Below are 22,695 nucleotides of genomic sequence, written 5' to 3' on the forward strand. Positions count from 1 at the left end.
CCCCATGTCGGACATGTTCCGATGCGTGACCGCCCTTCCGTCGCCGTAGGGAGTGCCGTGATTGACGCACCGTTACTGTACGGAGGAAGTTTCCGAAAGCTTTTCCCGAGCAGCCGTGCACATGACCTAGGGTGCGTACGGATCTTCCCGGAAATCCGGTTCGGCCGCCGTTTCGTCGTCTTTCGGAATGGCGGCCGCCCTGCTGGAAATGCGTTTCTCCGGTGGACCGGCCAAATCGGCCGCCACCTGATTCCCGACCTAGGAGCCCACTGCATGTCCCGTACCTCCGCCCCGCGCGCCTGGCGGTCCGCACTGACCGCCGCCGCGCTCGCCGCCGGCGCGCTGACCACCGTCACCGCGGGCAGCGCCGGAGCCGTCACCGGAACCCCGGCCACCGACGGCAGCTACGCCTACACGGCTCGCCTGGAGATCGGCAACCGCGAACGGGCCTGCTCCGCCGTCCTGGTCGACCGCCTCTGGATCATCACCGCGGCCAGTTGCTTCACCGAGACGGCCACCCCCGGCTTCCCGGCCCCCGCGGGCGCCCCCGCCAAGCGCACGGTCCTCACCATCGGCCGGAGCGACCTCACCAAGCCCGGCGGCGTCCAGACCGAGGTCGTCGAGCTGGTGCCGCGCGCCGACCGCGACGTGGTCCTCGGCCGGCTGGCCACCCCCGTCGACGGCATCGCCCCGGCCCCGATCGCCACCACCGCCCCGGCGGCCGGCGACACCCTGCGGGTGGCGGGCTACGGCCGCACCGCCATCGAATGGGTGCCGGTCAACCTGCACACCAACACCTTCACGGTGAAGTCCGTCGCGGCCACCGGGATCAGCATCACCGGCCAGAGCGGCGCGGCCGTCTGCGCGGGTGACATGGGCGGCCCGGCGCTGCGCACCACGGCCGCCGGCGGCGCCGAGCTGGTGGGCGTCAGCAGCCGCTCCTGGCAGGGCGGCTGCTGGGGGAGCACGACCGAGACCAGGACCGGCGCGACCGAGGCGCGGGTCGACGACCTCGGCGGCTGGGTGCGGGACACCGTCCGCCGCGCCCGCACGCCCCGGGACGCCAACGGCGACGCCCGCGCCGACTCGGTCATGACCTACTACCAGGCCGACGGCTCGATCGGCTTCTACACCGCGCAGGCCGGGACCGACGGCGCGCTCGGCGAGTACACCAGCGGCTACGTGGTCCCGCCGGGCAACTGGAGCCGCGCGGACATGAAGCTGGTCCAGGGCGACTTCAACGGCGACGGCCGGGCCGACCTCGCCATGATGTACCACCAGGGCGACGGCTCGATCACCCTGCACACCGCGCTCGCCGACACCGCCGGCCACCTGGGCGCCTTCGACGTCAAGGGCACCACCGTGCCGGCCGCGGGCAACTGGGACTGGAACGCCTTCGACCTGTACCCCGGTGACGCCAACGGGGACGGCCGCACCGACCTGATCATGGCGTACCACCACGGCGACGGCTCGATCGGCTTCTACACCGCGCTGGCCGGACCGACCGGCGCCGTCGCCGAGTTCAACGGCGGCTACCGGGTCGGGCCGGGCAACTGGAGCCGGGCGGACATGAAGCTGGTCCCGGGCGACTTCAACGGCGACGGCCGGGCCGAGCTGGCGATGATGTACCGCCAGGGCGACGGCCGGATCACCCAGCACACCTCCATCGCCGACACCGCCGGCCTGCTGAGCGCCTTCGACACCGGCGGCTGGACGGTCCCCGCCGCGGCCGGCTGGGACTGGAACGCCATCCAGCTCCTCCCGGGCGACGTGAACGGCGACGGCCGCACCGACGTGATGATGGCCTACTACTTCGGTGACGGCGCGATCGGCTTCTACACGGCGCCCTCCGGCGCGAACGGCGCGCTCGGCGAGTACACCGCCGGGTACCGGGTTCCGGCGGGCAACTGGAGCCGGGCCGACATGAAGCTGGTCCCGGGCGACTTCAACGGCGACGGCCGGGCCGAGCTGGCGATGATGTACCGCCAGGGCGACGGCCGGATCACCCAGCACACCTCGCGCACCGACGCGTCCGGCCTGATCGGCGCCTTCGGCACCGGCGGTTGGACCGTCCCCGCCGCGGCCGGCTGGGACTGGAACGCCATCCAGCTCCCGTAACCACCGCCCGACCGCCCGACGGCCTCCCCGGCTACGGCCGGGGAGGCCGTCAGGCCAGTGGCGTCCCTTCGAGGCCGATGCGGCGGACGCCGCGCGGCGCGAAGGTCATCGGGCCGATCCAGCCCCGGTGCACGAGGGCGATCTGCGAGGGCAGCGGCTCCACCGGGTCGAACTCCCGGCCGAGCGCCCAGTTCCGGAACAGCCCCTCGGTCGTCGCGACCGCCGACACCACCATGGTCACCTGGAGCCCGCCCTTGCCCCAGGTGTGCCAGAGCGCCCAGCCCTCCGGCCGCGGCTCGACGCCGAACCGCGCGCACGCCTGCTCGTAGTCCTCGTCCAGCCCCGCCGACACGGCCCCGGGCTTCAGCAGGGCGGCGGCGGCCAGCTTGAGGAGGGGGCGGTCGTCCACACAGCCGTCCCCCTCGAAGTGGTACGCGCGCACCGCCCGCGCGAGCGCGTTGACGCTGCGCTGGAACGGCGTCGCGTCCGGCGGGTCGGGCGCGTACGAGAGCCAGCCCTCGGCGGAGGCCTCGATGGTGACGCCGTCGGCGAGGCGCTCGATCTCCCGGAGGTAGTCCAGCTCGTCGGGTTCGGATGTGCTCACGGCGCGCAGTCTCGCACCGGCCGCCCCGTACGGGCACTTGCTTTTCCCGGTCGCGAGCCGTCCCTCGGGGATCGCCGGGCCGGCCCGCAGCGGCGCGGGTGTCAGTGCTTCCTGCCCGGGGCCCAGTGGAAGACGACCCGGTCGGTGCCGTCGGGAACGGTGGCGGTCAGCCCCGCCGGGAGCTGGCTCGCCTCGCGGTTGACGCCGACCCGGCCGTCCGGAGCGGTCGCGAAGTACACCGACCCGACGGCGAGGTCCCGGCTGGTGCTGCGTACGACGACCTGGTGGGGTGTCTCGGAGGCCTTCCAGCCCTTGGCGGTTCCGGCGGCGATGGTGATGCTGTCGGTGCCGCGCTTGACGACCAGGCTGACGCGCTCGGCCGAGGTGAACGCCAGGCAGGTCTCGCCGGGCTGCAGGGGCGGGCACTCGATCTCGTCCGAGGGAGCCACCAGCACCAGGTTGTGGAAGACTCCGGCGGCGATCTTGAGGATCTTCCTCCCCTGCGCCGCCTTCAGGATCCCGGGGACCACGTCGCTCTCGTCATCCGTCGAGGCCGCCAGCAGGGTGCCGTCGGCGGCCAGCGCGAGGAGGTTCTCCTCGCAGGCGGAGATTGCGGTGATCTTCCTGCCCTCCATGGCTTTCAGGGCCGGGGTGACGAAGGCGTCCCTCCCGTCGGCGAGGACGGTGCCCTCCTCGGTCACCGCGAAGCTGGCGCCGGTGCAGGCGGCGATGGCGGTGATCCTCCTGCCCTTCGCCGCCCTCGCGACCATCGGGATCTCGCCGTAGTTGCCGTTTCCCGAGGTGAGCAGGGTGCCGTCGGCGGTCAGCGCGAGAGCGCCGAAGGGTCCTGCGGAGACCGCGGTGACCTGTCGGCCCCGCGCGGCCTCCGCCAGCTTGCGGCCGAGGTCCCAGCCCTCGCGGTCCGCGCCGAGGACGCTTCCCTCCGCGGTGAGCGCGACGGCGAAGCCGGTGATCGGGGCGGCGACATCGACGATCTTCCTTCCCTCCGCCGCCTTCATGAGCTTGGGGAGGGCCCGATGGGAACCCGCCATGATGAGGGTGTCCTCGGCGGTCCGGGCGGCGACGTGTTGCCATCCTGCGAAGATGTCGGCGATCCGTACTCCTCGGGCTTGGGCCGTCAACTCCTCGGACCAGGAATCCCGGCCGAGGAGCTTGCCGTCCGGGCCCAGGGCGTAGCTGGTCTTGGGGCCCGCGAAGACGTCCGAGATCCGGTGGCCCTGAATGGCTTTCAGGATGCCCGAGGCGTTGGTTGCGCGTTCACTTCCCGAGGCGAGAAGGCAGCTCGACGGCAGATCGCGAACAGTGGCACGGGTCTTTTCCTGCATCAGAATCCCTCGTTCCGTCGATCGATCGTTCCGGACCGGGTGCACACGTACAGGGAGCCGGGGACGCGGCTCCATCGTGCCCACCCCGTGCTGCCGTCACACTGCTGAACATCTGTCCGATTCCCGCAGTCGCAGGCCTGCCGCCAACGGCAACTGGAGCGGCTGGCACCGGTAGCCGCCGCGCAGGGAGTCGTGGCGTGGGAGGTCGGCCGGTCCGACCTCCCGCTCCCTCTTCCGCCTGTCGGCGTGGTCGGGAGGCCGAAACCCTGGTGATCTTCCTGCGGCCGATCCGCTAGTGTGACCGCCCGGCAGCCGGGGGGGCGATGGTGCTCGTGCGCGGCGCGCCGACGTCATCAGCTATCTCTCCGACGAGGATCACGACCTTGGCTCTCAAGTCCCGCATGGCCGCCGCCGTTCTCGGCGCCGGTCTCGCACTCACCGTCGGCGTACCCGGTGCCGGTGCCGCCGACGGCTACCACCCGGTGATCCCGAAGGTCGTCACCCTGGGCAGCGCCAACAGTCCGCACTGCCTGGAGGTCGCCGGCTGGAGCACCGACAACGGTGCGCCCATCCAGCAGTGGTCGTGCCACGGCGGCAACAACCAGCTGTGGCGGGCGGCGGGCGGTCCGGTGGTCAACGAGCACTCCGGCAAGTGCCTGGAGATCGGCGGCTGGAGCACCGACAACGGCGCGCCCGCCCAGCAGTGGGACTGCAACGGCGGTGCCAACCAGAACTGGGTCTGGACCCGCACGCCGGGCGGCTACACCCTGCGCAACGCGTGGAGCGGGAAGTGCCTGGACGTCCCCGGCGCGGGCTACGTCAACGGTGTCCGCATCCAGCAGTGGGACTGCTGGAACGGCAACAACCAGCTGTGGTTCCCCTATGCGCCCGGCAACGGGTATCCCCCCGTCGAGTACTAGGCCCACCACGGGCTCAGGCGAGGGCGGAGACCAGCAGGGCGAAGGCGGCGACGATGACGGCCACCCGGGCGTAGTGGTAGCGGTCCCAGCGGTTCATCTGCTCCTTCCAGTCCGCGGGCCGGTTCTCCGGGGTCCACGTCTTGCCCCGGTTGTTGATCGGGACGAGCAGCAGGACCGACATCAGCACGCTCAGGACCAGCAGCGCCCCGGCGCCGACCACCAGGCCGGCGCCGGGGCGCTGCCATTCGGCGACGGCCCAGACGCCGCTCAGGACGAGTGAGGTGATGTACCAGACCGGCATCACGGCGCCGAGCATCCGGCCCCCGTGGGCGCGGGCCAGCTGATCGCTGTCCTCGGGCAGTGCGTTGAAGATCCGGTTCATGACGAAGGCGACGGAGAACTCCACCCCCACCATCACGCCGACGACCACGGTGGTGAGCACCTCAAGTGTGGTGAGCATGACGACCCCTCCAGGTATCTAGCGTTGCTAGCTGATGAGGCAACGCTAGCGCTGCTGCCGCTTGATTGTCTAGCGGTGCTAGGATCGGGTCATGTCGGTACAGGAACGCAAGCAGCGCGAACGGGCGGAGCGCGAACGCCTCATCGTGGCGACGGCCCGTGAACTCGCCGAGCAGCAGGGCTGGGACGCGGTCACCACCCGCCGGCTCGCCGAGCGCATCGAGTACAGCCAGCCCGTCCTCTACAGCCACTTCCGCGGCAAGCGCGAGATCATCGGCGCCGTCGCCCTGGAGGGCGCCGTCGAGATGGCCGCGGCGCTGCGGGCCGCGACCGCCGCTGCGGACGGCCCCCGGGCCCGGGTCGCCGCCCTCGCCCGGACCTACCTCGACTTCGCCGACCGCAACCCGGCGGTCTACGACGCCATGTTCCAGCTCGACGGCGGCCTGGCGTTCGCGCAGGAGGACACCCCGGAGCCGCTGAAGAACGCCTTCGCCGCCCTGCTGGAGAGCCTCGCCGAGGTCGCCGGGGAGGGTGTCCACCCGGGCCTGTTCACCGAGACGTTCTGGGCGGCCCTGCACGGCCTGGCCACCCTGACCCGGGCCGGGCGGCTGCCGGCGGAGCACGCCGGGTGGCGGGTGGACCTGCTGGTGGACCGGCTCGCCGTGCTCTGACGTGCCGACAGGACCGCGCTCAGCGGTCCAGGAGGGCGGCGAGCCGGACGGCCCACTCGCGTTCGGCGACGGCGAGGCCGCCCTCCAGCGCCGCGACGAGCGCCGCCCGGCTCACCGACGCCACCGTCGGCTCCTCGCGGGCCTCGGTGCCCCAGGCGGGACCGCCGCCCTCGCGCACCCGGCAGGCGAGGTGCACCAGCTCCCCGTCGGGGAAGGCGAACGCCGTCACGCCGTCGGTGCACTCCCCCCACTCCAGGAACGCGCACCGCGCGAGCGCCTCCCCGGGGGCGGTGAAGGTGTCGTCGTACATCCGGTGCTCGGCCGTGCGGAAGGAATCCGCCGGTGAGGTGAACCCCTCCGGCCGTGCGGCGGGCGTGCGGAAGCGCCCGAGTTCGTCCTTCAGCTTCTTGACCAGCAGCGGCGGGTAGAAGGCGTTGTCCCAGGTGTTCACGTGGAGCCCGCCGACGAAGACGTCGACGCAGAGCAGACCAAGGTCCCGCTCGACGTGGAACTCCAGACCGAACCCGGCCCGCGACCCGACCAGCACGGCACCCTCCCCGGCCGCACTCTACTGGTCCACCGCCCGGCCCGCCCCGTCCCCGCCGGTCCCGTCGACGGCCGCCAGCAGGTTGGCCACCAGGGGGCTCGGGTCCTCCCGCCGCCAGGCGACGGCCACCCGGGTGCGGGCGCTGCGCGGTTCGAGGGGTCGGAAGGCGACCTCCCGGAGGCCGAGCCGCCGGATGCTCGCCGGGGCGAGCGAGACCCCGAGCCCCGCGCCGACGAGCGCGCACACCGTCTGCCACTCCACCGCGTGCTGCACGATCCGCGGGGCGAACCCCGCCGCCGCGCACAGCCCGGCTATCCGGTCGTACAGCTCCGGCCCGACCGGGCGGGGGAGGAGGACGAACGGCGAGTCGGCCAACTGGGCGACGTCGACCGCTCGTTGGTCGGCGAGGGGGTGACCGGCCGGGAGGACGGCGACGAACGGCTCGGTGAGGACGGTGCGGAAGCCGAGCGGCCCGGCCTCGGCGTCCGGGGGCTCGCGCAGCAGCCCGATGTCGATCGTCCCCTCCCGGAGGGCGGCGAGCTGCGGGGCGCTGGTCATCTCGCGGATGTCCAGGTCGACGTCCGGGTAGCGCGCGCGGAAGGTGCCGAGCAGCCCCGACAGGACGGTCAGCGCGAGGGAGGCCGAGAACCCGATCCGCAGCCGCCCCGCCCGACCACTGCCGACCGCCCGCGCGGCGGCCAGCCCGTCGGCGAGGTCGGCGAGCGCCCGCCGGGCCGCCGGCAGCAGCTCCCGCCCGGCCGGAGTGAGCGCGACCTGCCCCGGTGGGCGGACGAAGAGGCGGTGCCCGACCCTCGCCTCCAGACGGGCGATCTGCTGGCTGAGCGGGGGTTGCGCGATACCGAGGCGCGCCGCGGCGTGTCCGAAGTGCAGTTCCTCGGCGAGGACGGCGAAAGCGTGCAACTGGGGGAGCGGGAGTTCGGGGCGGTCCATATTCCTAGAGATATCAGGCGATGGTTTTCGAGGTATTAGACGTATCGCCGCAGCTCGCTTAGCGTTCGCCGCATGACAGAGCGACGCGCCATTCTCAGCGGTTCCACCTTCGAGGAGCAGATCGGCTATGCGAGGGCGGTGGTCGTCGGCGACGAGGTCTTCGTCTCCGGGACCACCGGATTCGACTACCGGACGATGACGATCGCCGACGGCGTGGTGGAGCAGGCCGAGCAGTGTCTGCGCAACATCGGCGAGGCCCTGGCGGACGCCGGCTGCGCCTTCGCGGACGTGGTGCGGGTGCGCTATCTGCTGCCGGAACGTGAGGAGTTCGAGCCCTGCTGGCCCGTGCTGCGGCGGTACTTCGGGGAGGTGCGGCCGGCGGCCACGATGATGGTGTGCGGTCTCGCCGACCCCCGGATGAGGATCGAGATCGAGGTCGACGCGCGGCGGCCGGTGGGGGAGTGAGGAGCAGGAAGTCGGCGGGGCCGACTTCCTGGTTCGGCGGTCAAGGGGTTGCGGTCGCCGTGGCGTCCGGGACGGGGCGTGGGGCGGGGTGGTGGTGCTTGAGGACGGGGTGGACCCAGGCGGCCAGCGCGAGGAGGAGGGTGAGGAGGAGGACGGTGCAGGCCGCGGCGGCGGCCGGGCTGTGCGGGGGCTGGTCAGGCGGCGGCATCGTCGGAACCGGCCTTGAACTCGGCGAGGGGGAGGTCGAGTTCGGCCCAGACCGTTTTGGCGCCGGGGTCCCGGGGCAGGGTGCCCCAGCGGTCGGCGAGCGCGTCGACGAGGGTGAGCCCGCGCCCCGACTGGGCGTCCGCCGGACAGGCGGGTGACGGGAAGACGGGCCGGCGGTCCCCTCGGCAGTCCGAGACCGCGATCCGGAGCACGGTGGTGCGCGCCCGGCGCGCGGTGGTGAGCGAGAGGCACAGCTCGAACCCGCGCCCCGGGGTGCGCCCGTGGGTGGAGGCGTTGGCGGCCAGCTCGGCGACGATGATCAGCGCGTGGTGAAAGGCCTCTGGCCAAAGGGAGTTGAGCTCCCAGGCGGTCAGTTGCTGCCGGGCGATCCGGCGGCCGACGGCGGCTCCCTTGGGGGTGCATGTGAGGAGCGCGGTGTGGGCGCGCGGCTCGGGTTCGTCGAGGGGGATTTCGGACTTCATGGGGAAAAGCCTGCCCCCCCGGGCTTAGGCTGACGACGCATCCGGCGGGCACGGTGAGTGCCTGTGTGTGCGCGGAAAGTGTCGCGTGGCGGCGGTCGGCCGTGACAGGAAAATGGGGAGGTCGTAATGACCGAAGTTCGGGGCACCGGCGGAGACAGCGGCGACGTGGCGCGGCCGCAGCTCGACGAGGACCTGTCCGAGGTGTCGGACTTCCTTCGGGCGGTCGGTAAGCAGATCAAGCTGCTGCGCGAGCGGGCGGGGCTGACGCAGAAGGAGTTCGCCAAGGAGGTCGGCTACACCGAGAGCCTGATCGGCGCGGTGGAGCAGGGGAAGCGGACACCGCAGCGGGAGCTGCTGGTGGCGGCGGAGCGGGTCCTCGACGCCGGCGGCCTGCTGCTCGTCATCGCGGACGACATCGAGCGGGCGAAGGCCAAGGCCCGCGTGCGGCACCCCGAGTGGTTCCGGGGCTACGCGGGGCTTGAGGCCGTCGCCGAGGAACTGCACTGCGTCAGCCTGTACAGCGTCCCGGGGCTGCTGCAAACCGAGGCCCATGCGCGTGCGGTCTTCTCGATGAGTCAGCCGCTCCTCTCCGAGGAGGTCATCGAGACCCGTGTTGCGGCTCGCATGGCACGGCAAGAGATTCTCGCGAGCTGGCCTCGGGCGGTGTTCAGCTGGGTGATCGACGAGAGCGTTCTCCGGCGGCCCCTTGGCGGATGGGACGTCCACGAGCAGCAGCTGCGTCACTTGCTGAAGGTTGGAAGCATGCGCGGGATGCCGATCCAGGTCATGCCGCTGGACCGTACCGAGAGCGCCGGGACGGGCGGGCCGTTCATCTTGATCACCCCAAAGGGGCGTCCGCAGATGGCCTACATCGAGGTGCAGACGAGCAGTAGGCTGATCACGGCCCAGGAGGAGGTTCGCATCATGAACGCTCGATACGGCGCCCTCAGGGCGCAGGCGCACACTCCGCAGGAGTCCCTGTCGTTGATCGAGAAGATTCTGGGAGAGCGATGAGCAGCGAACTGGTGTGGTTCAAGAGCAGCTACAGCGGGCCGGATGGTGGGGAGTGCGTCGAGGTCGCGGACGCGACGTCGACCGTGCTGGTGCGTGACTCCAAGGACAAGTCCGGTCCCCGTCTCACCTTCTCGCCGGAGGCCTGGCAGTCCTTCGTCGAGTTCGCGCAGTCGGTCTGACGACCAGTCTCCCCGCTCGGTGCCTCGCGACCGTCCACCCACCGGTGGACGGTCGCTTTCTGTGTGGGTGTGGCCGCCTTGCTGTGGGGGCTGCGCCATGGCCGCCCCCGGGCGAAGCTCCGTACCCTGGAGAGCGCAACAAACCAAGGGAGGAAGGCCGGTTGCCGAAGCTACACGTCATCACTGGCGCACCGGGAGCCGGAAAGTCCACTCTCCTCCCGCACCTGGCGGCGTACCCGTTCGGCAGCGTCGACTTCGATGAGCTGCCGGAGGCGGACGGCAGGCTCCTGGGTATCGACATCACCACGCCCTCGGCGAGCCCCGTATGGCCGGCCTACAACAGGCTCTGGGTGAAGATCGCGTCCATGATGCTCAGGACCGGCGGGCCCGTGGTGATCCTCTGCCCCCTGGCGCCGAGCGAATGGGCAAGCGCGGCTGCGGACTTCGCGCAGCCGCCACGCGTCGCCTGGGCGCACCTCGACTGCGCCGACGCGGACAGGCGTGCCCGCCTTGCCGCCCGAGGGTGGGATCCGGAGCGGATCGAGGAGGCGATCAAGGACGCCGAAGAACTCCGGTCCGTGGTGGACAGGCGGTTCACCACCGTCGGCCGGAGTCCCGCCGAGGTCGCCGCCGAGGTAGCGGACTGGGTCTCCGGCGACTCGGAGTAGGAGGTCGGGGCCCGGCCTCGGCTCCGCCTGCCGTTGCGGACCCTGTGTGGATCTTGAAGCCAGGGGCAGCCCATGGCAGGCTCGTTCCGCATGATCGACGAATTCGCGAAGAACGACCTGCACAGCAGACTGCGGCGGGACCGTGAGGCGCTGCTCTGGAAGCTCGACGGCTTGTCCGAGTACGACGCCCGTCGGCCTTTGACGGCGACCGGGACCAACCTCCTGGGCCTGGTCAAGCACGTGGCCACTGTCGAGGCCAGGTACTTCGGCGAGGTCTTCGACCGGCCTTCGCCGGAACCGCTGTGCCGGTGGCAGGACCACGACGGCAGCGACCAGTGGGCGGCCGAGGACGAGACCCGCGATCAGATCATCGGGTTCTACCGGCGCACCTGGGAACACTCGGACGCGACGATCAGCGAGCTTGCCCTCGACGCCCCCGGCCACGTGCCGTGGTGGTCGGGGCCCGGTCCCAACACGAACCTGTTCGCCGTCATGGTCCACGTCCTCAGCGAGTCCGTCCGGCATGCCGGGCACGCCGACATCCTGCGCGAGGGCCTCGACGGCCGGACCGGGCTGCGCGCCGAACACGAGAGGCAGATCGACGCGGAAGCCCGTGCGGCCTACTGCGCGAAGATCGAGCGGGCCGCCAGGTCGGCGGCGCAGGGCAAGGCGTAGAGGGGGCCATCGACACGGGCTTGGGCTGTGCCATGGCCGCCCGGGGCGGCGCTCCGTATCCTGAACGCGCGCTTCAGCAGCCCCACTTCCGAGGGAGAGCCATGAGTAGCGACCTGGTGTGGTTCAAGAGCAGCCATTGCGGGGAAGAAGCCTTCGCCTGCGTCGAGGTCGCCTGGCGCAAGAGCAGCCACAGCGGCAACGAGGGCGGCAACTGCGTCGAGGTCGCCGAGGCGATGTCCGCCGTCCTCGTCCGTGACTCCAAGGACAAGTCCGGCCCCCACCTCGCCTTCACCTCGGCCGCCTGGCGGTCCTTCCTCGACTTCGCCCAGTCGGTCTGACGGCAGTCTCGCCGTCGTGCTGTCCGCCGCCCGCGACCAGCTCATGCCGGCCGCGGGCGACCTCGCAGACCCGGTCGTCGACCTGGTCGGAGCCGTCGGCCGCCGCGTGCGCGGACGAGCACGCGGCGGCCGCCCTGCCTGAACGGCTAGAACGCGTAGAGCCGCAGGCCGGGGTAGACGTCCTCGGCGATCTTCGCCATGTCCGTGATGTAGAGGTTGGGCGAGCAGCCGGGGCGCGTCCCGCCCAGCGGGCTCTTGCACTTCTCCCCGCCCTTGCTGCCGGAGATGATGCCGGCGGCGTACACATCGCCGCCAGGGGTGTACTGGAAGACAGGGCCTCCGCTGTCGCCCTTGCCCGCCATGTTCCTGCCGGCCTTCTGGTCGATCTCGTACACCTCGCGGACCGTGCCGCCGAGCTCCAGGACCCAGTCCGTCCTGACGACCTTGCCGTCGCACACCTGTCCCATGAGCGCTCCGTCCGCGCAGAGGAGCTGGTTCTTGAAGGCGCCGACGTACCCGTAGACCTTGAGCGTCTCCACCTTCGCCCCGACAGGTCCCTTGGCGTAGACGTACGACGACGACCGGGGAACGTCGATCAGTGCGACATCGTGGCGCCCGTTGGCCGAACTCACCGTTCCGATCACAGAGCTCTTACCGGTCCTGATGGTGTCCCCCCTCTTGCCGCAGTGCTCGGCGGTGAGCAGGAGGTAGTTGTCGGCTCCCTGCGGCTTGGCGCCGAAGGCGGAGGAGCACAGGGCACCGCCGGGTACCTTGATGAGCGATCCGCCGAAGTAGGGGGAATTGTCCCCCTCCCGGTCGGCCAGAGTCGTGGACCCTTCCTCGGGGACGAGGGTGACGGGAATGCCGTGGGTGAGGTCCTCGGGGAGCGCGTCGCCCAGGGACTGCAGGTCGCCGGATCGGGCGGAGGCCGAGGTCGCCTCGACGCCGACGGTCAGCGAGTTACCGTCCTCGCTGGGCCCCGCGCCGGTCAGCCGGGCGCCGCCGACGCGCGCTCCCGACTCGATGATCGCCCGTGCCCGTTCCCGCAGCTCCGAGCTGCTGTAGGCGGAGGCCGCGACCGTCACGGAAAGGCCCCGGTCGCGCTGTGCGGCGATCAGGTCGTTGACGCCCTGGGGCACCTCGCCCTTCCAGCGCAGGGTGTAGCCGTTGCCCTCCGGTGACAGGGTGATGCCCGCATATCCGGTGGCGGGGTCCTGGTGGGCCTGCCTGCGGATCTCCTCCGCGGCCAGGGTGATCCGCTCCTGGGTGGCGAGGGCCGCCGCCGCGAGGCCGGTGGTGGGGCCGGCCGCCGGTCCTGCCGGGGAGGCGGCCGAGGCGGGCGCCGACATCAGCGGGGCGGACAGCAGCAACGACGCCGCACTGAGGAGGGCGGCCAGTCCACGTGCGTTCTTCTTCATCAACGTACATTCCCCTGTGTGTAGTTGGGATTGTTCAGCACTGATTCGCCCGCTGGGGGTCACGGCCGGGCGAGGCCTCCGCACGGAAGCGCGCCCGTCCGCGCCTACCGGAACCAGCCGCTCCATGTCCCGTGGGCGTTGCGGTTGTTGAACATGTGCCTGCCGTTGTTCGTGCCGATGATCTCCAGTTGCAGGACGCTGTCGGTGAACGCGTTCACCATGACGGAGCCGGTGGACGCGAGGCCGCCGAGCGAGACCCAGTTGCTCGACCCGCCGTTGGGTCCGCCCCACCACCGGGTCCACACACCGAAGTCCGTCCCGATGCCGAACACCTGGATCGTGCCGTCGCTGAAGAGCACCTTCGGCATGTACCTGTTGAAGCCGTGCCCGCAGGGGAACAACCCGTTCGCGAGCGGTTCGTTCGTCAGGGTCGGCTTCGCGCAGAGGGTGTTGTCCACCGGCTTGAGCACCCCGTTGGCGCCGGCCGTTCCGGACGCCCCGAGAACGGTCCCCGCGACCGCGGCGGCGACCACGGCCACCCGTGCGAGCCTCTTCATCTCCATCACTCGGCCTCCCGACCAGTAGCCGGGTCCGCCCGCCGGACAGCGGGCGACCCATGAGGCCCGGACCACCGCAGACCGGCGGGAGAATCGCTGGCGCCGGGCTCTCGGGCCAAGCTTTGCAACGGTCGTGACGTAACGTCAGCTCCGATCGGCGGGTCGTGCCCGCGCGCGAGGACCGGGCTGCCCCGACGGGCGTCGCGGGTCTACCCGCGTGCCCGGCAACCCGGAAGCGCGGCCGGAGCGTCGGTGGACGGGTCGACGTGCTCGATGAGGTGCGGCGGATCGGCGCGGCAGGGCCGGGGCGGGCGTACGGCGGCGGCGGTTGTTGCCCGTTGTGCCATTCCTCCGTGTGCGGCGCGCCCCTCGCGGGGTGGCGCGGCCCGGCGGTCGCGGGTGTGACTGATGGAGTTGGCGGATCATGCTGGTGCTGCCGCGGGCTGTGGGTCTCCGGACAGCGTTGGTTGCCGGGGCCTCGGGAGTGCGTGGACGGTCAATCGCCGTGCACCTGTGACACACCCGGCCGACCGTTTCTGCTGGAGGCTTCCATGAGCAGAACCGACTTCGGAGGGGACTTTCATGGAAATCCGTCGCAAACGAGTGACCCGTGCTTGGCGCGCGGCCGTCGCCACACTGATCGGGAGCGTGCTGGTGCTGGCCGGCGCGCAGAGCCCCGCACAGGCCGCCGAGACGAATTGGGGCAGCTTCGACGGCAACCAGGCGCGCGTCCTGTCCGCCGTCTACTCCGCAACGATCGGCGGCGCGACCTACGACGTCGCCCGGGGTACGGACAGCAACATCTGGTTCCGCTACAACGGCGGCACCTGGCATCCCCTCGGCGGGGACCTCGCGAGCCGCACCAGCTCACCGCCGCGCATCGTCGAGTTCCCCCCGGGCCGCGCGATGGTGATCATCAGGGGCCTGGACGGGGAGATCTGGTACAGCCAGGTGAACAGCGGATCGGCGAACTTCTGGACGGCCTGGACCCGCTTCGCCGCCGGCGCGCGGGCGATCGGCAGCCCCCTGGTCACCGTGTCGACCACGGGAACGCTGCACATCGACGCACCGAACGCCAACCGGCAGATCAACTCCCTGCTGGTCTACTACCGGAACGGCCAGATGCTGCCGAACGATCACTGGGAGATCGACCACTACGCGCTCCTCGGCACGAACTCCACGGACATCGAGGGGAACAGCCAGGTCACCGAATACGGTACGGAGTACAACCAGTACGTGCGCCGGATGTTCTTCACGGGAACGGACCGCCGCGTCTGGAGCGAGACCCGATCCGTGCAGAACGGCAGCGTGCTGTCCCTGCGCGAGGTGAACGGCGGGGCCGAATGCGCCAGCGGGGTGGGCGCGGCACGGCTGGGTAACCAGACCACCCTGGTCGGGCCGGGCCAGGCGGGATACGCCGAGCAGCAGCGCGTCCTGCTCGCCTGCGTCGGAAACGACGGCTACGTCTGGGAGAGCCAGTCGTCCGACGGCGGGCGGACGTTCGACGGGTGGCGCCACCCGGCCGGCACCCTCGCGCCGTCCTCCTCGACACCGTCGGTCTCGCCCTCGAACACCTCGTGGACCCTCAACGTGCGCTGGAACGGAGCCCGGAGCACGGCCTTCCCCGACAACGCGGCCGTCGCGAAGCGGATCAACTAGGGCTGTGCGATGTGGTGATCAGGTGGTCGTCCGGTCGACCCGGCAACGAGCCGGCCTGCCCGGTCCGGGAGTGCCGGTGACCGCCGGCTCGACGGGTGGGCCGGGGGATGCGCCCGGCCTCCGGTGGGACGCGCTGAGCGCCCACGGGCGCGCCCGGCTCCGCCACCGGCTCGGGTAGCCGCCCGGTCCGCCCGACCCCTCCCGTGGCCGTCCACCCCCGGTGGACGGCCACGGTGAGTGGGTCCGGCCCGCCCGCCGCCGGAGCCGACCGACGCCCGGAGCGCCCGCGCGGTTCACACCGCGCGGGCGCCACCGCGGAGCGGGGTCAGACGGCGACCCAGAACGCCTCCATCCAGCGGGCCTCGCCGATGCTGCCGATCCACTGGTCGGGCGACCACCGGTCGGTGCCCTTCCAGCCGACGTTCTGCACGTGGGCGGCGGCCTTCATGAGGTCGTTGCTGCTCCACAGGCGGATCGCCTCAAGGGCGTTGCCGTGGGTGTTCCACAGCTCCAGGCCGTCGCCCGAGGCCACATGGAACCCCTGGCTCGTGCCGTCGTTCGCCCAGTGCAGCTGCGTGTTGAAGTCCAGGCCGCCGCCCACCCAGAAGACGACGCGGTCGATCGGGTCGTTGTGGCCCGTGGTGCCCGTGAAGCCCGGAGCACCGTCGGTGCACAGGATGGCGCTCCAGCCGGCGTTCCGCGTGTGGGCCTGGTAGCACAGGACGTGCGCGGTCTGGAGGGCCGGGCCGGACCCGGCCGCCTTCGTGCGCGCCGCGTCGATCGCGCGGGCCAGCTCCGGGGTCGGCTTCCGGATCTTGACCCCGGTGTTCGACGCGGGGGCCGACGAGTCGGCCGCCTGCGCCATCGGGACCGTGCCGAGGAACGTGAGGGCGGTGAGCGCCGAGACGGCGGTCAGTGCGCGGAATCGCATGATCAGATCTCCGTTCGTGTGCCGGGTCAACTGCCTTGCGCACTCTAAGAGCTGGAAAGCGGTGCGTCGCGACCACGTCGGAACCGGACACATTTCCGGCCGTGCCTACCGCGCCTACCGCGCCTACCGCGCGGCCGCTCCCGGTCTCACTGGCCGGTCAGCGTCTCCAGACCGGTCGGGAGGTCGATCCAGAACGCCTCCATCCAGCGGGCCTCGCCGATGCTGCCGATCCACTGGTCGCGCTCCCAGGTGTTCGTGCCCTTCCAGCCGACGTTCTGCACGTGGGCGGCGGCCTTCATGGAGTGGTTGAGGCTCCGCAGGTGGATCGCCTCGACCGCGTTGCCGTCGTTGTAGAACTGGTACTGGGAGCCCGACGGCACGTGGACCTCGCCCGTGGTGCCGGTGTTCGCGAAGTGCACCTGCGCGCGGAAGTCGAAGCCGCCGCCCACCGTGAAGACGACGGAGTCGATCGGGTCGTTCTTGTTCTCCGTCCCGGTGAAGCCCGGGCCGTCGCTGCACACCAGATTGGTCCACCCCGTGGTCCGCGAGTGAGCCTGGAAGCACACGTAGTGCGGCGTGACTCCGGTGGGGGAGTCGGCCGCGGCCGTTCCCGCGCGCGCCGCGTCCACCGCGGCGGCCGTCTCCGGGGTCAGCTTCTGGAGCTTGGCCCCGGAGGTCGTCGCGGGGGCGGACGGGGCGGCCGCCTGCGCCGTCGGGACCGCCCCGAGGAGCGTGAGGGCGGTGAGCGCCGAGACGGCGGCCAGTGCGCGGAATCGCATGATGACGTTCCCTTTCCGATGCCTGAACCAACTGCTTTGTGTACGTCATGAAATGGCATGCGGCACTCCTGTGCCATGTGGAAATCGGACAGATTTTCGGCCGTGCGCGAATGACGGTGCGTCGCGGGCGTGCTCACACTCGGGGATCGCGGGCGCGCCGCCCACGGGAGGATCGCCCGGCCGATCGACGGGTCCGCCGGCCGGGCATGAGTACGCGGACTCAGATCGCCGGACACCGCACCGCGCGCCTTCTCGTGACGACCGGTCGGCGGGGGCGCGGGGTTGTCGCGGCGCGGAGGTCGTGCGCGTTGGGGCAGACGACCGCGGCCTCCGGTGCCAGGACCCCGCAGGGTGATTGACCGGCATCGGGTCCGCGCCGAGGGTTCTCGGCGAGGCCGGCACCCCGGTCGCGGTGCTGGGGCGGTCGGGGTGCGGCCGTCCTGCTCCGCCGTCCGGCGGGGCGGTGCGGATCGTCGACCGGAGTTGGGCATGCGGAGGATCAGGAAGGCCGCCGCCATGGCGGTGGCCGCCATGGCGCTGGCGGCCGGCGGCGCGGTGGGGGCGGCGGGCACGGCGCACGCCGTCACGTACCCGGAGAAGCTCGTGTGCAGCTCGTCGACCGAGGAGGTCAGGGGCCTTCCCGGGTTCGGGGGGTCGATCAGGTGCGGGGGCCAGTTCGGGTAGCCGCAGTACGTGATGTTCGACGACGGGACGTTCCAGGCGTTCGCGGTGGGGACCGACTACGCCCTGTGGACCCGGTGGATGAACCCGAACGGCACGGTGAGCACCTGGGTGTCGCTCGGCGGCGTCCTCAGCGGGGGCATCTTCCAGAAGTGGGACGGCCGCGGCAACCTGCTCATCGGCGGACGCGGCTCCGACGGCGGGTACTGGGCGCGGATCCGCGACGTGAACGGCGGCTGGACCCCGTGGAACCCGTTCACCTTCGGCCCTCCGTGGTACCCGTAGGCCGCCCCGCCGCGACCCGCGCGTGAACCGGCCTCCGGCAGCGGCCGGAAGCCGGTTCGGGGGTGGCGGGGTCAGGCGACGCCGACGGCGGACCAGGCCGCGGCGACGGTCCGGTACTCGGGGCTGTCCGCCTTGTACAGGTCGGCGGCGGCGTTGAGGGTGGCGGTGCGGGCGGCCTTGTAGTTGGTGGTGGAGGTCATGTAGACGGTCAGCGCGCGGTACCAGATCCTGGCGGCCTTCTGGTTGCCGATGCCGGTGACCGTCGAGCCGTTGCAGGTCGGGCTGTTGTAGGCGACGCCGTTGACGGTCTTGCTGCCGCTGCCCTCACTTGCGAGGTAGAACCAGTGGTTGCCGACGCCCGAGGAGTAGTGCACGTCGAGGTTGCCGACCGTGCTGCTCCAGCAGTCCGCCGAGCCGCCGTCCAGCGAGGGCTTGTCGAAGCGGCGCAGCCAGGGCGGGGTGGACTGGTCGCTGAAGAGGTAGTCGGGGGTGTCGATCGAGTTGTTGGCGTACCACTCGACCATCGTGCCGAGGATGTCGCTGGTGGACTCGTTGAGCCCGCCGGACTCGCCCCGGTAGATCAGGCCGGCGGTGGCGCCGGTGACGCCGTGGGTCATCTCGTGGCCCATGGTGTCGAGGTCGACCTGCTCGGGGTCCTTGGTGCCGTTGCCGTCCCCGCTCAGCATGCAGAAGCAGCTGGGGGACCACTGGGCGTTGTCCCACCGGGTGCCGACGTGGACGAAGACGGTGGGGGCCACGCCGTCGTTCCTGATGCCGTTGCGGCTGTGGACGTTCCTGTAGTAGTCGTACGTCCAGGCGGTGTTGGCGTGGGCGTCGACGGCGGCGGTGGCCCGGTCGGTGGAGAACTTCCTCCCGTCGCCCCAGACGTTGTCGGCGTCGGTGAACCTGGTCCCGGAGCTCGGGCTGATGGTGCCGGAGGAGGCGTTGTTGGCGTCCTTGGTGACGTGGCCGCGGACCGGGTCGGTGAGGGTGTAGCCACCGGTGACCGGGGTGGTGTCGACGGTGATCCGGCCGGTGTACTCGGAGTTGCCGGTGCCGGTGGCCTGCTGCGCGGCGTCGTAGGCCTCGATCTGCTCGCCGGTGACGGCGTCGCTGACGACGATCCGCCCGGCGGGCTCACCGTGCTCGCCGCTGCCCTCGACGGTGGTGCGCCAGGCGAGGCGGGGGGTGCCGTCGGCGGCCCAGACGACGAGTTCGGGGCTGCTGACGGCGTTCTGGATGCCGGGGGAGAGGGACAGCGCGTTCGCGGCGCCGATCTGGGCCGGGACCACGGGGACGGTGGACTTCACGGTGGGGTCGTCGGCGGCCGCCCGGCTGGCGTCCGTGAACCGGCCGCGCGCGTCCTGGTGGACGACGAGGTCGCCGCCGATCACCGGCAGGCCGCGGTAGGTGCGGTCGAAGCGGACGTGCGAGGCGCCGTCGGCGTCGAGGACGACGTCCTTGACCAGGAGTTCCTGGCTCGGGCCGAAGCCGAACGCCTCCGCGTGGTCGGCGACGTTGGCGAGGGCCTGGGCGACCGCGGCGTCCCGGGTGCCGGGGGTGGTGGAGGCGGCGGCCGGGGCGGCCGGGATCGCGAGGGCGGCGAGGGCGGCGACGACCGCCGCGGCCATGGCCGCGAGGGGGCGGCGGGAGAAGGGGGTGGTGCCCACTCTGACTCCTGAGGTGGTAGCGCGGTGGGGGAGACGAGCTACCACCGAGGTTGGCGACTACCCGTCAGTTCGCGCCAGAACGACGGACATAACGTTGCGAAGTCGTATCCGTAGGTTCAAGGTGTTGGAAAGTGATGGAACGTCATGAATCAATCCATGCTTTCCTCGTGCCGAGTACCGAGTACCGAGTACCGAGTGCCGAGTGCCGGGGGCCGGTTCGTGCAGCCGGGTCAGCCGACGCCGACGGCGGTCCAGGCGACGTCGACCGCCCGGAACTCGGTGCCGCCCGCCCCGTACAGGTCGGTGGCGGCCTTGAGGGTGGCGGCGTGGGCGTCCTTGTAGGTGCTGGTGGAGGTCAGGTAGACGGTCAGCGCGCGGAACCAGATCTTGGCGACCGGCTGGTTGCCGATGCCGGAGACGGTGTAGTCGTTGCAGGTGTCGCTGCTGTAGGCCACGCCGTTGACGGTCTTGCTGCCGCTGCCCTCGCTGGCGAGGTAGAACCAGTGCCGGCCGACTCCCGAGGAGGCGTGCGGCTCAAGGTGGCTGATCGCGCCGCTCCAGCAGTCCGCCGAGCGGCCGTCGAGCGAGGGCTTGTCGAAGCGGCGCAGCCAGGGCGGGGTGGACTGGTCGCTGAAGAGGTAGTCGGGGGTGTCGATCGGGTTGTCGGCGTACCACTCGACCATGGTGCCGAAGATGTCGCTGCTGGCCTCGTCCAGGCCGCCGGGCTCGCCCTTGTACTGCAGGCCGGCGGTGGCGCTGGTGACGCCGTGGGTCATCTCGTGGCCCATGGTGTCGAGGTCGACCTGCTCGGGGTGGCTCTTGCCGTCGCCGTCCCCGGTCAGCATGCAGAAGCACTCGTCGGACCACTGGGCGTCGTCCCAGTCGGTGCCGACGTGCACGAAGACGGTGGCGCCCCTGCCGTCGTTCTTGATGCCGTTGCGGCCGTGGACGTTCTTGAAGTAGTCGTACGTCCAGGCGGTGTTGGCGTGGGCGTCGACGGCGGCGGTGGCGCGGTCGGAGGAGAACTTCTTCCCGTCGCCCCAGACGTTGTCGGCGTCGGTGAACGTGGTGCCCGAGTTCGCGTTGAGGTCGAAGGCGTTGTGGGCGTCCCGGGTGACGTGGCCCCGCTCCGGGTCGGTGAGGGTGTACCCGCCGCCGCTGACCGGGCTGGTATCGATGTCGATCTTGCCGGTGTACTCGGAGTTGCCGGTGCCGGAGACCTGGCGATGGGCGTCGTAGGCCTCGATCTGCTCGCCGGTGACGGCGTCGCTGACGACGATCCGCCCGGCCGGCTGGCCGTGCTCCCCGGTGCCCCGGACGGTGGTGCGCCAGGCGAGGCGGGGGGTGCCGTCGGCGGCCCAGACGACGAGTTCGGGGCTGCTGACGGCGTTCTGGATGCCGGGGGTGGCGGAGAGCGCGTTCGCGGCGCCGACCTGGGCGGGCACCGCGGGGGCGGTGGACTTCACGGTGGGGTCGTGGGCGGCCGCGCGGCTGGCGTCCGTGAACCGGCCGTGGGCGTCCTGGTGGACGACGAGGTCGCCGCCGATCACCGGCAGGCCGCGGTAGGTGCGGTCGAAGCGCACGTGCGAGGCGCCGTCGGCGTCGAGGACGACGTCCGTGACCAGGAGTTCCTGGCTCGGGCCGAAGCCGAACGCCTCCGCGTGGTCGGCGACGTTGGCGAGGGCGTCGGCGATCGCGATGTCCCGGGTGCCGGGGGTGGTGGAGGCGGCGGCCGGGGCGGCCGGGATCGTGAGGGCGGCGAGGGCGGCGACGACCGCCGAGGCCACGGCCGCGAGGGGGCGGCGGGAGAAGGGGGTGGTGCCCACTCTGACTCCTGGGACGGTCGCGAGGTGGGGGGACGAGGGGAGACGAGCGACCGCCGAGAGTGGCGGCGCACCGTCAGTTCGGGCCGGAGGGGCCGGAAGCCCGTGCCGTGTCACGGCGGTCGACCGCCGGGGCCGGCGCTGCGGCGCCGACCCCGGCGGTGCTGACCCTCAGCGTTCGAGGAGGGCGATGCGGATGGCCCGCTCGACGTGGGAGGCGGTGTTGGCGTGGCCCGCCGCATTGGGGTGGACCAGGGTGGCGCGCCGGCCGATGGCGGTGCAGTCCAGCGGCCCGCCGGGAAGCCTGGACGGCCAGTAGTCGGCGGCGTCGCCGCAGAACCCCTCGACCCACTTGGTGTCCGCGGGCTGGCACGCGTCGTGGCCCACGCTGGAGCCGTAGACGTCGACGAAGCGGTCGCCGAAGAACTCCGTGACCCGCTGGATCGTGGAGTTCAGCTGCCTGAGGACGCCGTCCCGGAGCCAGTCGACGTCGTCGGGGGTGGTCGAACCGAGTTGCGTGGGGTCGGCGCTGTTGCAGGCGCTGCCCTTCTCCGGAAGGAGGGCCGGGTAGCCGACCGTGATCACCTTGGCGTTGGGCGCCGTCTGGTGCACGTGGGCCAGCATCTCGATGTACTCGTCCTGGATCCGGGCGAGCCTGTCGTCGATGCCCTCCGTCCCCTCCGGAGGATTGGTGAAGTGGTCGCGGCAGGACTTGCCGCCGTGGCCCAGTTCGCGGCACTTGAGGAGCAGGGCGCCGAGGCCCAGGCTCTTGGCGCCGACGCCGATGGTCACGACGTCGGTCCCGTCTCCCAGCCGGGTCCGCCGGGTCTGCGGCTCCACGGCGGGCCAGCCGCCCGCGGGGGGATCGACCGGGCTGATCGGCGTCTGCTTCGCCGTGGCGATCTCAGGGATGGCGGCGGCGCCGCAACCCGCGTCGGTCAGATGGACGGGCTTGCCCGGTGGGAACTCGGCGAGCTCGCGGTCGACGAGGGAGGGATAGGCGTCGGTGGTGCGGTCGCAGCCGTCCCGCGAGGCGTCGCCCAGCGCTGGTTTCGGCTCCCCGACGAAGAGACCGGCGGTGAACGAGTCGCCGAGCGCGGCCCACTCGTACTGGTCGGCCGCGCCGGCGGGGCCCGAGGGCAGCAGCGCGGCCGCCGTCAGCGCGAGTCCGACGGCCAGGGCGCCCGCGCGCAGGCGGGAGACGGGGTGGCGCATGGATCCTCCGTGAGCTGGGCGGAAGGGACTTCG

The 22,695-nt window shown here is 71.6% G+C and carries 26 protein-coding genes; 12 read left to right on the plus strand and 14 right to left on the minus strand.

What is annotated here, in order from left to right:
* The first annotated feature begins 273 nt into the window (after positions 1-273).
* Positions 274-2,118, plus strand: coding sequence for a trypsin-like serine protease (locus ACFVFS_RS00430; protein ID WP_380618456.1), 1,845 nt, complete (start codon positions 274-276; stop codon positions 2,116-2,118).
* 49 nt (positions 2,119-2,167) lie between these two features.
* Here the strand turns inward: ACFVFS_RS00430 and ACFVFS_RS00435 are convergent, their stop codons facing one another.
* Together ACFVFS_RS00435 and ACFVFS_RS00440 are read right to left on the minus strand one after the other, a co-directional pair.
* Positions 2,168-2,722, minus strand: a complete 555-nt coding sequence (locus ACFVFS_RS00435) for a hypothetical protein (protein WP_380618458.1) — start codon at positions 2,720-2,722, stop codon at positions 2,168-2,170.
* A 101-nt stretch (positions 2,723-2,823) separates the two neighbouring features.
* Positions 2,824-4,068 carry a hypothetical protein gene (locus ACFVFS_RS00440; protein WP_380618460.1) on the minus strand — a complete coding sequence of 415 codons (1,245 nt, stop codon included), beginning with the start codon at positions 4,066-4,068 and terminating at the stop codon, positions 2,824-2,826.
* Between the two features lie 383 nt (positions 4,069-4,451).
* On the opposite strand from ACFVFS_RS00440, the gene ACFVFS_RS00445 reads away from it, so the two are divergent.
* Positions 4,452-4,988, plus strand: a complete 537-nt coding sequence (locus tag ACFVFS_RS00445; protein ID WP_380618462.1) for an RICIN domain-containing protein — start codon at positions 4,452-4,454, stop codon at positions 4,986-4,988.
* A 13-nt stretch (positions 4,989-5,001) separates the two neighbouring features.
* Here ACFVFS_RS00445 and ACFVFS_RS00450 read toward each other — a convergent pair whose 3' ends face one another.
* A complete protein-coding gene (locus ACFVFS_RS00450) occupies positions 5,002-5,448 on the minus strand; it encodes an anthrone oxygenase family protein (RefSeq protein WP_380618464.1) in 447 nt (148 codons plus the stop codon).
* A gap of 91 nt (positions 5,449-5,539) precedes the next feature.
* On the opposite strand from ACFVFS_RS00450, the gene ACFVFS_RS00455 reads away from it, so the two are divergent.
* Complete coding sequence (locus ACFVFS_RS00455) at positions 5,540-6,118, plus strand: TetR/AcrR family transcriptional regulator (RefSeq protein ID WP_380618466.1); 579 nt, start codon at positions 5,540-5,542, stop codon at positions 6,116-6,118.
* A 19-nt stretch (positions 6,119-6,137) separates the two neighbouring features.
* Here ACFVFS_RS00455 and ACFVFS_RS00460 read toward each other — a convergent pair whose 3' ends face one another.
* Both ACFVFS_RS00460 and ACFVFS_RS00465 read right to left on the minus strand, forming a co-directional pair.
* Complete coding sequence (locus ACFVFS_RS00460) at positions 6,138-6,665, minus strand: hypothetical protein (protein ID WP_380618468.1); 528 nt, start codon at positions 6,663-6,665, stop codon at positions 6,138-6,140.
* 21 nt (positions 6,666-6,686) lie between these two features.
* Positions 6,687-7,616 carry a LysR family transcriptional regulator gene (locus ACFVFS_RS00465; RefSeq protein WP_380618470.1) on the minus strand — a complete coding sequence of 310 codons (930 nt, stop codon included), beginning with the start codon at positions 7,614-7,616 and terminating at the stop codon, positions 6,687-6,689.
* A 72-nt stretch (positions 7,617-7,688) separates the two neighbouring features.
* Between ACFVFS_RS00465 and ACFVFS_RS00470 the strand changes: the two genes are divergently transcribed.
* The gene (locus ACFVFS_RS00470; protein WP_380618472.1) at positions 7,689-8,081 is read left to right on the plus strand and encodes a RidA family protein; all 393 of its coding nucleotides are present in this window, start codon (positions 7,689-7,691) and stop codon (positions 8,079-8,081) included.
* Positions 8,082-8,121: 40 nt separating this feature from the next.
* Here the strand turns inward: ACFVFS_RS00470 and ACFVFS_RS00475 are convergent, their stop codons facing one another.
* Both ACFVFS_RS00475 and ACFVFS_RS00480 read right to left on the minus strand, forming a co-directional pair.
* The gene (locus tag ACFVFS_RS00475) at positions 8,122-8,289 is read right to left on the minus strand and encodes a hypothetical protein (protein WP_380618474.1); all 168 of its coding nucleotides are present in this window, start codon (positions 8,287-8,289) and stop codon (positions 8,122-8,124) included.
* Positions 8,276-8,770 carry an ATP-binding protein gene (locus ACFVFS_RS00480; protein WP_380618476.1) on the minus strand — a complete coding sequence of 165 codons (495 nt, stop codon included), beginning with the start codon at positions 8,768-8,770 and terminating at the stop codon, positions 8,276-8,278. The genes ACFVFS_RS00475 and ACFVFS_RS00480 overlap by 14 nt, the downstream gene beginning before the upstream one ends.
* Positions 8,771-8,896: 126 nt before the next feature.
* On the opposite strand from ACFVFS_RS00480, the gene ACFVFS_RS00485 reads away from it, so the two are divergent.
* From ACFVFS_RS00485 to ACFVFS_RS00505, 5 genes are all read left to right on the plus strand, one after another.
* A complete protein-coding gene (locus ACFVFS_RS00485; RefSeq protein WP_380618478.1) occupies positions 8,897-9,784 on the plus strand; it encodes a Scr1 family TA system antitoxin-like transcriptional regulator in 888 nt (295 codons plus the stop codon).
* Positions 9,781-9,963, plus strand: coding sequence for a DUF397 domain-containing protein (locus tag ACFVFS_RS00490; RefSeq protein ID WP_380618480.1), 183 nt, complete (start codon positions 9,781-9,783; stop codon positions 9,961-9,963). Before ACFVFS_RS00485 ends, ACFVFS_RS00490 begins: the two co-directional genes overlap by 4 nt.
* A 161-nt stretch (positions 9,964-10,124) precedes the next feature.
* Positions 10,125-10,631, plus strand: coding sequence for a hypothetical protein (locus ACFVFS_RS00495; RefSeq protein ID WP_380618482.1), 507 nt, complete (start codon positions 10,125-10,127; stop codon positions 10,629-10,631).
* A gap of 90 nt (positions 10,632-10,721) precedes the next feature.
* On the plus strand, positions 10,722-11,306 hold the full coding sequence (locus ACFVFS_RS00500) for a DinB family protein (protein WP_380618484.1): 585 nt from the start codon (positions 10,722-10,724) through the stop codon (positions 11,304-11,306).
* Between the two features lie 101 nt (positions 11,307-11,407).
* Entirely contained in the window at positions 11,408-11,644 is a 237-nt protein-coding gene (locus ACFVFS_RS00505) for a DUF397 domain-containing protein (protein ID WP_380618486.1), read from the plus strand.
* A 146-nt stretch (positions 11,645-11,790) separates the two neighbouring features.
* Here the strand turns inward: ACFVFS_RS00505 and ACFVFS_RS00510 are convergent, their stop codons facing one another.
* Both ACFVFS_RS00510 and ACFVFS_RS00515 read right to left on the minus strand, forming a co-directional pair.
* Positions 11,791-13,062: a hypothetical protein gene (locus ACFVFS_RS00510; RefSeq protein ID WP_380618488.1), complete on the minus strand. Its 1,272-nt coding sequence runs from the start codon at positions 13,060-13,062 to the stop codon at positions 11,791-11,793.
* A 104-nt stretch (positions 13,063-13,166) separates the two neighbouring features.
* Positions 13,167-13,625, minus strand: a complete 459-nt coding sequence (locus ACFVFS_RS00515) for a hypothetical protein (protein WP_380618490.1) — start codon at positions 13,623-13,625, stop codon at positions 13,167-13,169.
* Positions 13,626-14,201: 576 nt separating this feature from the next.
* Here ACFVFS_RS00515 and ACFVFS_RS00520 point away from each other — a divergent pair.
* Entirely contained in the window at positions 14,202-15,278 is a 1,077-nt protein-coding gene (locus ACFVFS_RS00520; RefSeq protein WP_380618492.1) for a hypothetical protein, read from the plus strand.
* A gap of 325 nt (positions 15,279-15,603) precedes the next feature.
* Here the strand turns inward: ACFVFS_RS00520 and ACFVFS_RS00525 are convergent, their stop codons facing one another.
* Positions 15,604-16,209, minus strand: coding sequence for a hypothetical protein (locus ACFVFS_RS00525; protein WP_380618494.1), 606 nt, complete (start codon positions 16,207-16,209; stop codon positions 15,604-15,606).
* 146 nt (positions 16,210-16,355) lie between these two features.
* Entirely contained in the window at positions 16,356-16,988 is a 633-nt protein-coding gene (locus ACFVFS_RS00530; protein WP_380618496.1) for a hypothetical protein, read from the minus strand.
* A 489-nt stretch (positions 16,989-17,477) separates the two neighbouring features.
* On the opposite strand from ACFVFS_RS00530, the gene ACFVFS_RS00535 reads away from it, so the two are divergent.
* Together ACFVFS_RS00535 and ACFVFS_RS00540 are read left to right on the plus strand one after the other, a co-directional pair.
* Positions 17,478-17,672, plus strand: coding sequence for a hypothetical protein (locus ACFVFS_RS00535; protein ID WP_380618498.1), 195 nt, complete (start codon positions 17,478-17,480; stop codon positions 17,670-17,672).
* A 9-nt stretch (positions 17,673-17,681) separates the two neighbouring features.
* Positions 17,682-17,954: a hypothetical protein gene (locus ACFVFS_RS00540; protein ID WP_380618500.1), complete on the plus strand. Its 273-nt coding sequence runs from the start codon at positions 17,682-17,684 to the stop codon at positions 17,952-17,954.
* Positions 17,955-18,025: 71 nt separating this feature from the next.
* Here the strand turns inward: ACFVFS_RS00540 and ACFVFS_RS00545 are convergent, their stop codons facing one another.
* From ACFVFS_RS00545 to ACFVFS_RS00555, 3 genes are all read right to left on the minus strand, one after another.
* Complete coding sequence (locus ACFVFS_RS00545) at positions 18,026-19,585, minus strand: M4 family metallopeptidase (RefSeq protein ID WP_380618714.1); 1,560 nt, start codon at positions 19,583-19,585, stop codon at positions 18,026-18,028.
* 269 nt (positions 19,586-19,854) lie between these two features.
* Entirely contained in the window at positions 19,855-21,450 is a 1,596-nt protein-coding gene (locus ACFVFS_RS00550) for a M4 family metallopeptidase (RefSeq protein ID WP_380618502.1), read from the minus strand.
* A gap of 168 nt (positions 21,451-21,618) precedes the next feature.
* Positions 21,619-22,662 (minus strand): SGNH/GDSL hydrolase family protein, encoded by a 1,044-nt coding sequence (locus tag ACFVFS_RS00555; RefSeq protein ID WP_380618504.1) that lies wholly within the window; start codon positions 22,660-22,662, stop codon positions 21,619-21,621.
* Positions 22,663-22,695: the final 33 nt, after the last annotated feature.

It is taken from the genome of Kitasatospora sp. NPDC057692 (assembly GCF_042799475.1).
GTDB lineage: Bacteria > Actinomycetota > Actinomycetes > Streptomycetales > Streptomycetaceae > Kitasatospora.

What these genes read in the sequence shown, in the direction of transcription:
- ACFVFS_RS00430 (WP_380618456.1), top strand. Translation starts at nt 274, where the DNA reads ATGTCCCGTACCTCCGCCCCGCGCGCCTGGCGGTCCGCACTGACCGCC.
- ACFVFS_RS00440 (WP_380618460.1), bottom strand. Translation starts at nt 4,068, where the DNA reads ATGCAGGAAAAGACCCGTGCCACTGTTCGCGATCTGCCGTCGAGCTGC.
- ACFVFS_RS00450 (WP_380618464.1), bottom strand. Translation starts at nt 5,448, where the DNA reads ATGCTCACCACACTTGAGGTGCTCACCACCGTGGTCGTCGGCGTGATG.
- ACFVFS_RS00455 (WP_380618466.1), top strand. Translation starts at nt 5,540, where the DNA reads ATGTCGGTACAGGAACGCAAGCAGCGCGAACGGGCGGAGCGCGAACGC.
- ACFVFS_RS00465 (WP_380618470.1), bottom strand. Translation starts at nt 7,616, where the DNA reads ATGGACCGCCCCGAACTCCCGCTCCCCCAGTTGCACGCTTTCGCCGTC.
- ACFVFS_RS00470 (WP_380618472.1), top strand. Translation starts at nt 7,689, where the DNA reads ATGACAGAGCGACGCGCCATTCTCAGCGGTTCCACCTTCGAGGAGCAG.
- ACFVFS_RS00475 (WP_380618474.1), bottom strand. Translation starts at nt 8,289, where the DNA reads ATGCCGCCGCCTGACCAGCCCCCGCACAGCCCGGCCGCCGCCGCGGCC.
- ACFVFS_RS00480 (WP_380618476.1), bottom strand. Translation starts at nt 8,770, where the DNA reads ATGAAGTCCGAAATCCCCCTCGACGAACCCGAGCCGCGCGCCCACACC.
- ACFVFS_RS00485 (WP_380618478.1), top strand. Translation starts at nt 8,897, where the DNA reads ATGACCGAAGTTCGGGGCACCGGCGGAGACAGCGGCGACGTGGCGCGG.
- ACFVFS_RS00490 (WP_380618480.1), top strand. Translation starts at nt 9,781, where the DNA reads ATGAGCAGCGAACTGGTGTGGTTCAAGAGCAGCTACAGCGGGCCGGAT.
- ACFVFS_RS00500 (WP_380618484.1), top strand. Translation starts at nt 10,722, where the DNA reads ATGATCGACGAATTCGCGAAGAACGACCTGCACAGCAGACTGCGGCGG.
- ACFVFS_RS00505 (WP_380618486.1), top strand. Translation starts at nt 11,408, where the DNA reads ATGAGTAGCGACCTGGTGTGGTTCAAGAGCAGCCATTGCGGGGAAGAA.
- ACFVFS_RS00510 (WP_380618488.1), bottom strand. Translation starts at nt 13,062, where the DNA reads ATGAAGAAGAACGCACGTGGACTGGCCGCCCTCCTCAGTGCGGCGTCG.
- ACFVFS_RS00515 (WP_380618490.1), bottom strand. Translation starts at nt 13,625, where the DNA reads ATGGAGATGAAGAGGCTCGCACGGGTGGCCGTGGTCGCCGCCGCGGTC.
- ACFVFS_RS00520 (WP_380618492.1), top strand. Translation starts at nt 14,202, where the DNA reads ATGGAAATCCGTCGCAAACGAGTGACCCGTGCTTGGCGCGCGGCCGTC.
- ACFVFS_RS00525 (WP_380618494.1), bottom strand. Translation starts at nt 16,209, where the DNA reads ATGCGATTCCGCGCACTGACCGCCGTCTCGGCGCTCACCGCCCTCACG.
- ACFVFS_RS00530 (WP_380618496.1), bottom strand. Translation starts at nt 16,988, where the DNA reads ATGCGATTCCGCGCACTGGCCGCCGTCTCGGCGCTCACCGCCCTCACG.
- ACFVFS_RS00535 (WP_380618498.1), top strand. Translation starts at nt 17,478, where the DNA reads ATGCGGAGGATCAGGAAGGCCGCCGCCATGGCGGTGGCCGCCATGGCG.
- ACFVFS_RS00545 (WP_380618714.1), bottom strand. Translation starts at nt 19,585, where the DNA reads ATGGCCGCGGCGGTCGTCGCCGCCCTCGCCGCCCTCGCGATCCCGGCC.
- ACFVFS_RS00555 (WP_380618504.1), bottom strand. Translation starts at nt 22,662, where the DNA reads ATGCGCCACCCCGTCTCCCGCCTGCGCGCGGGCGCCCTGGCCGTCGGA.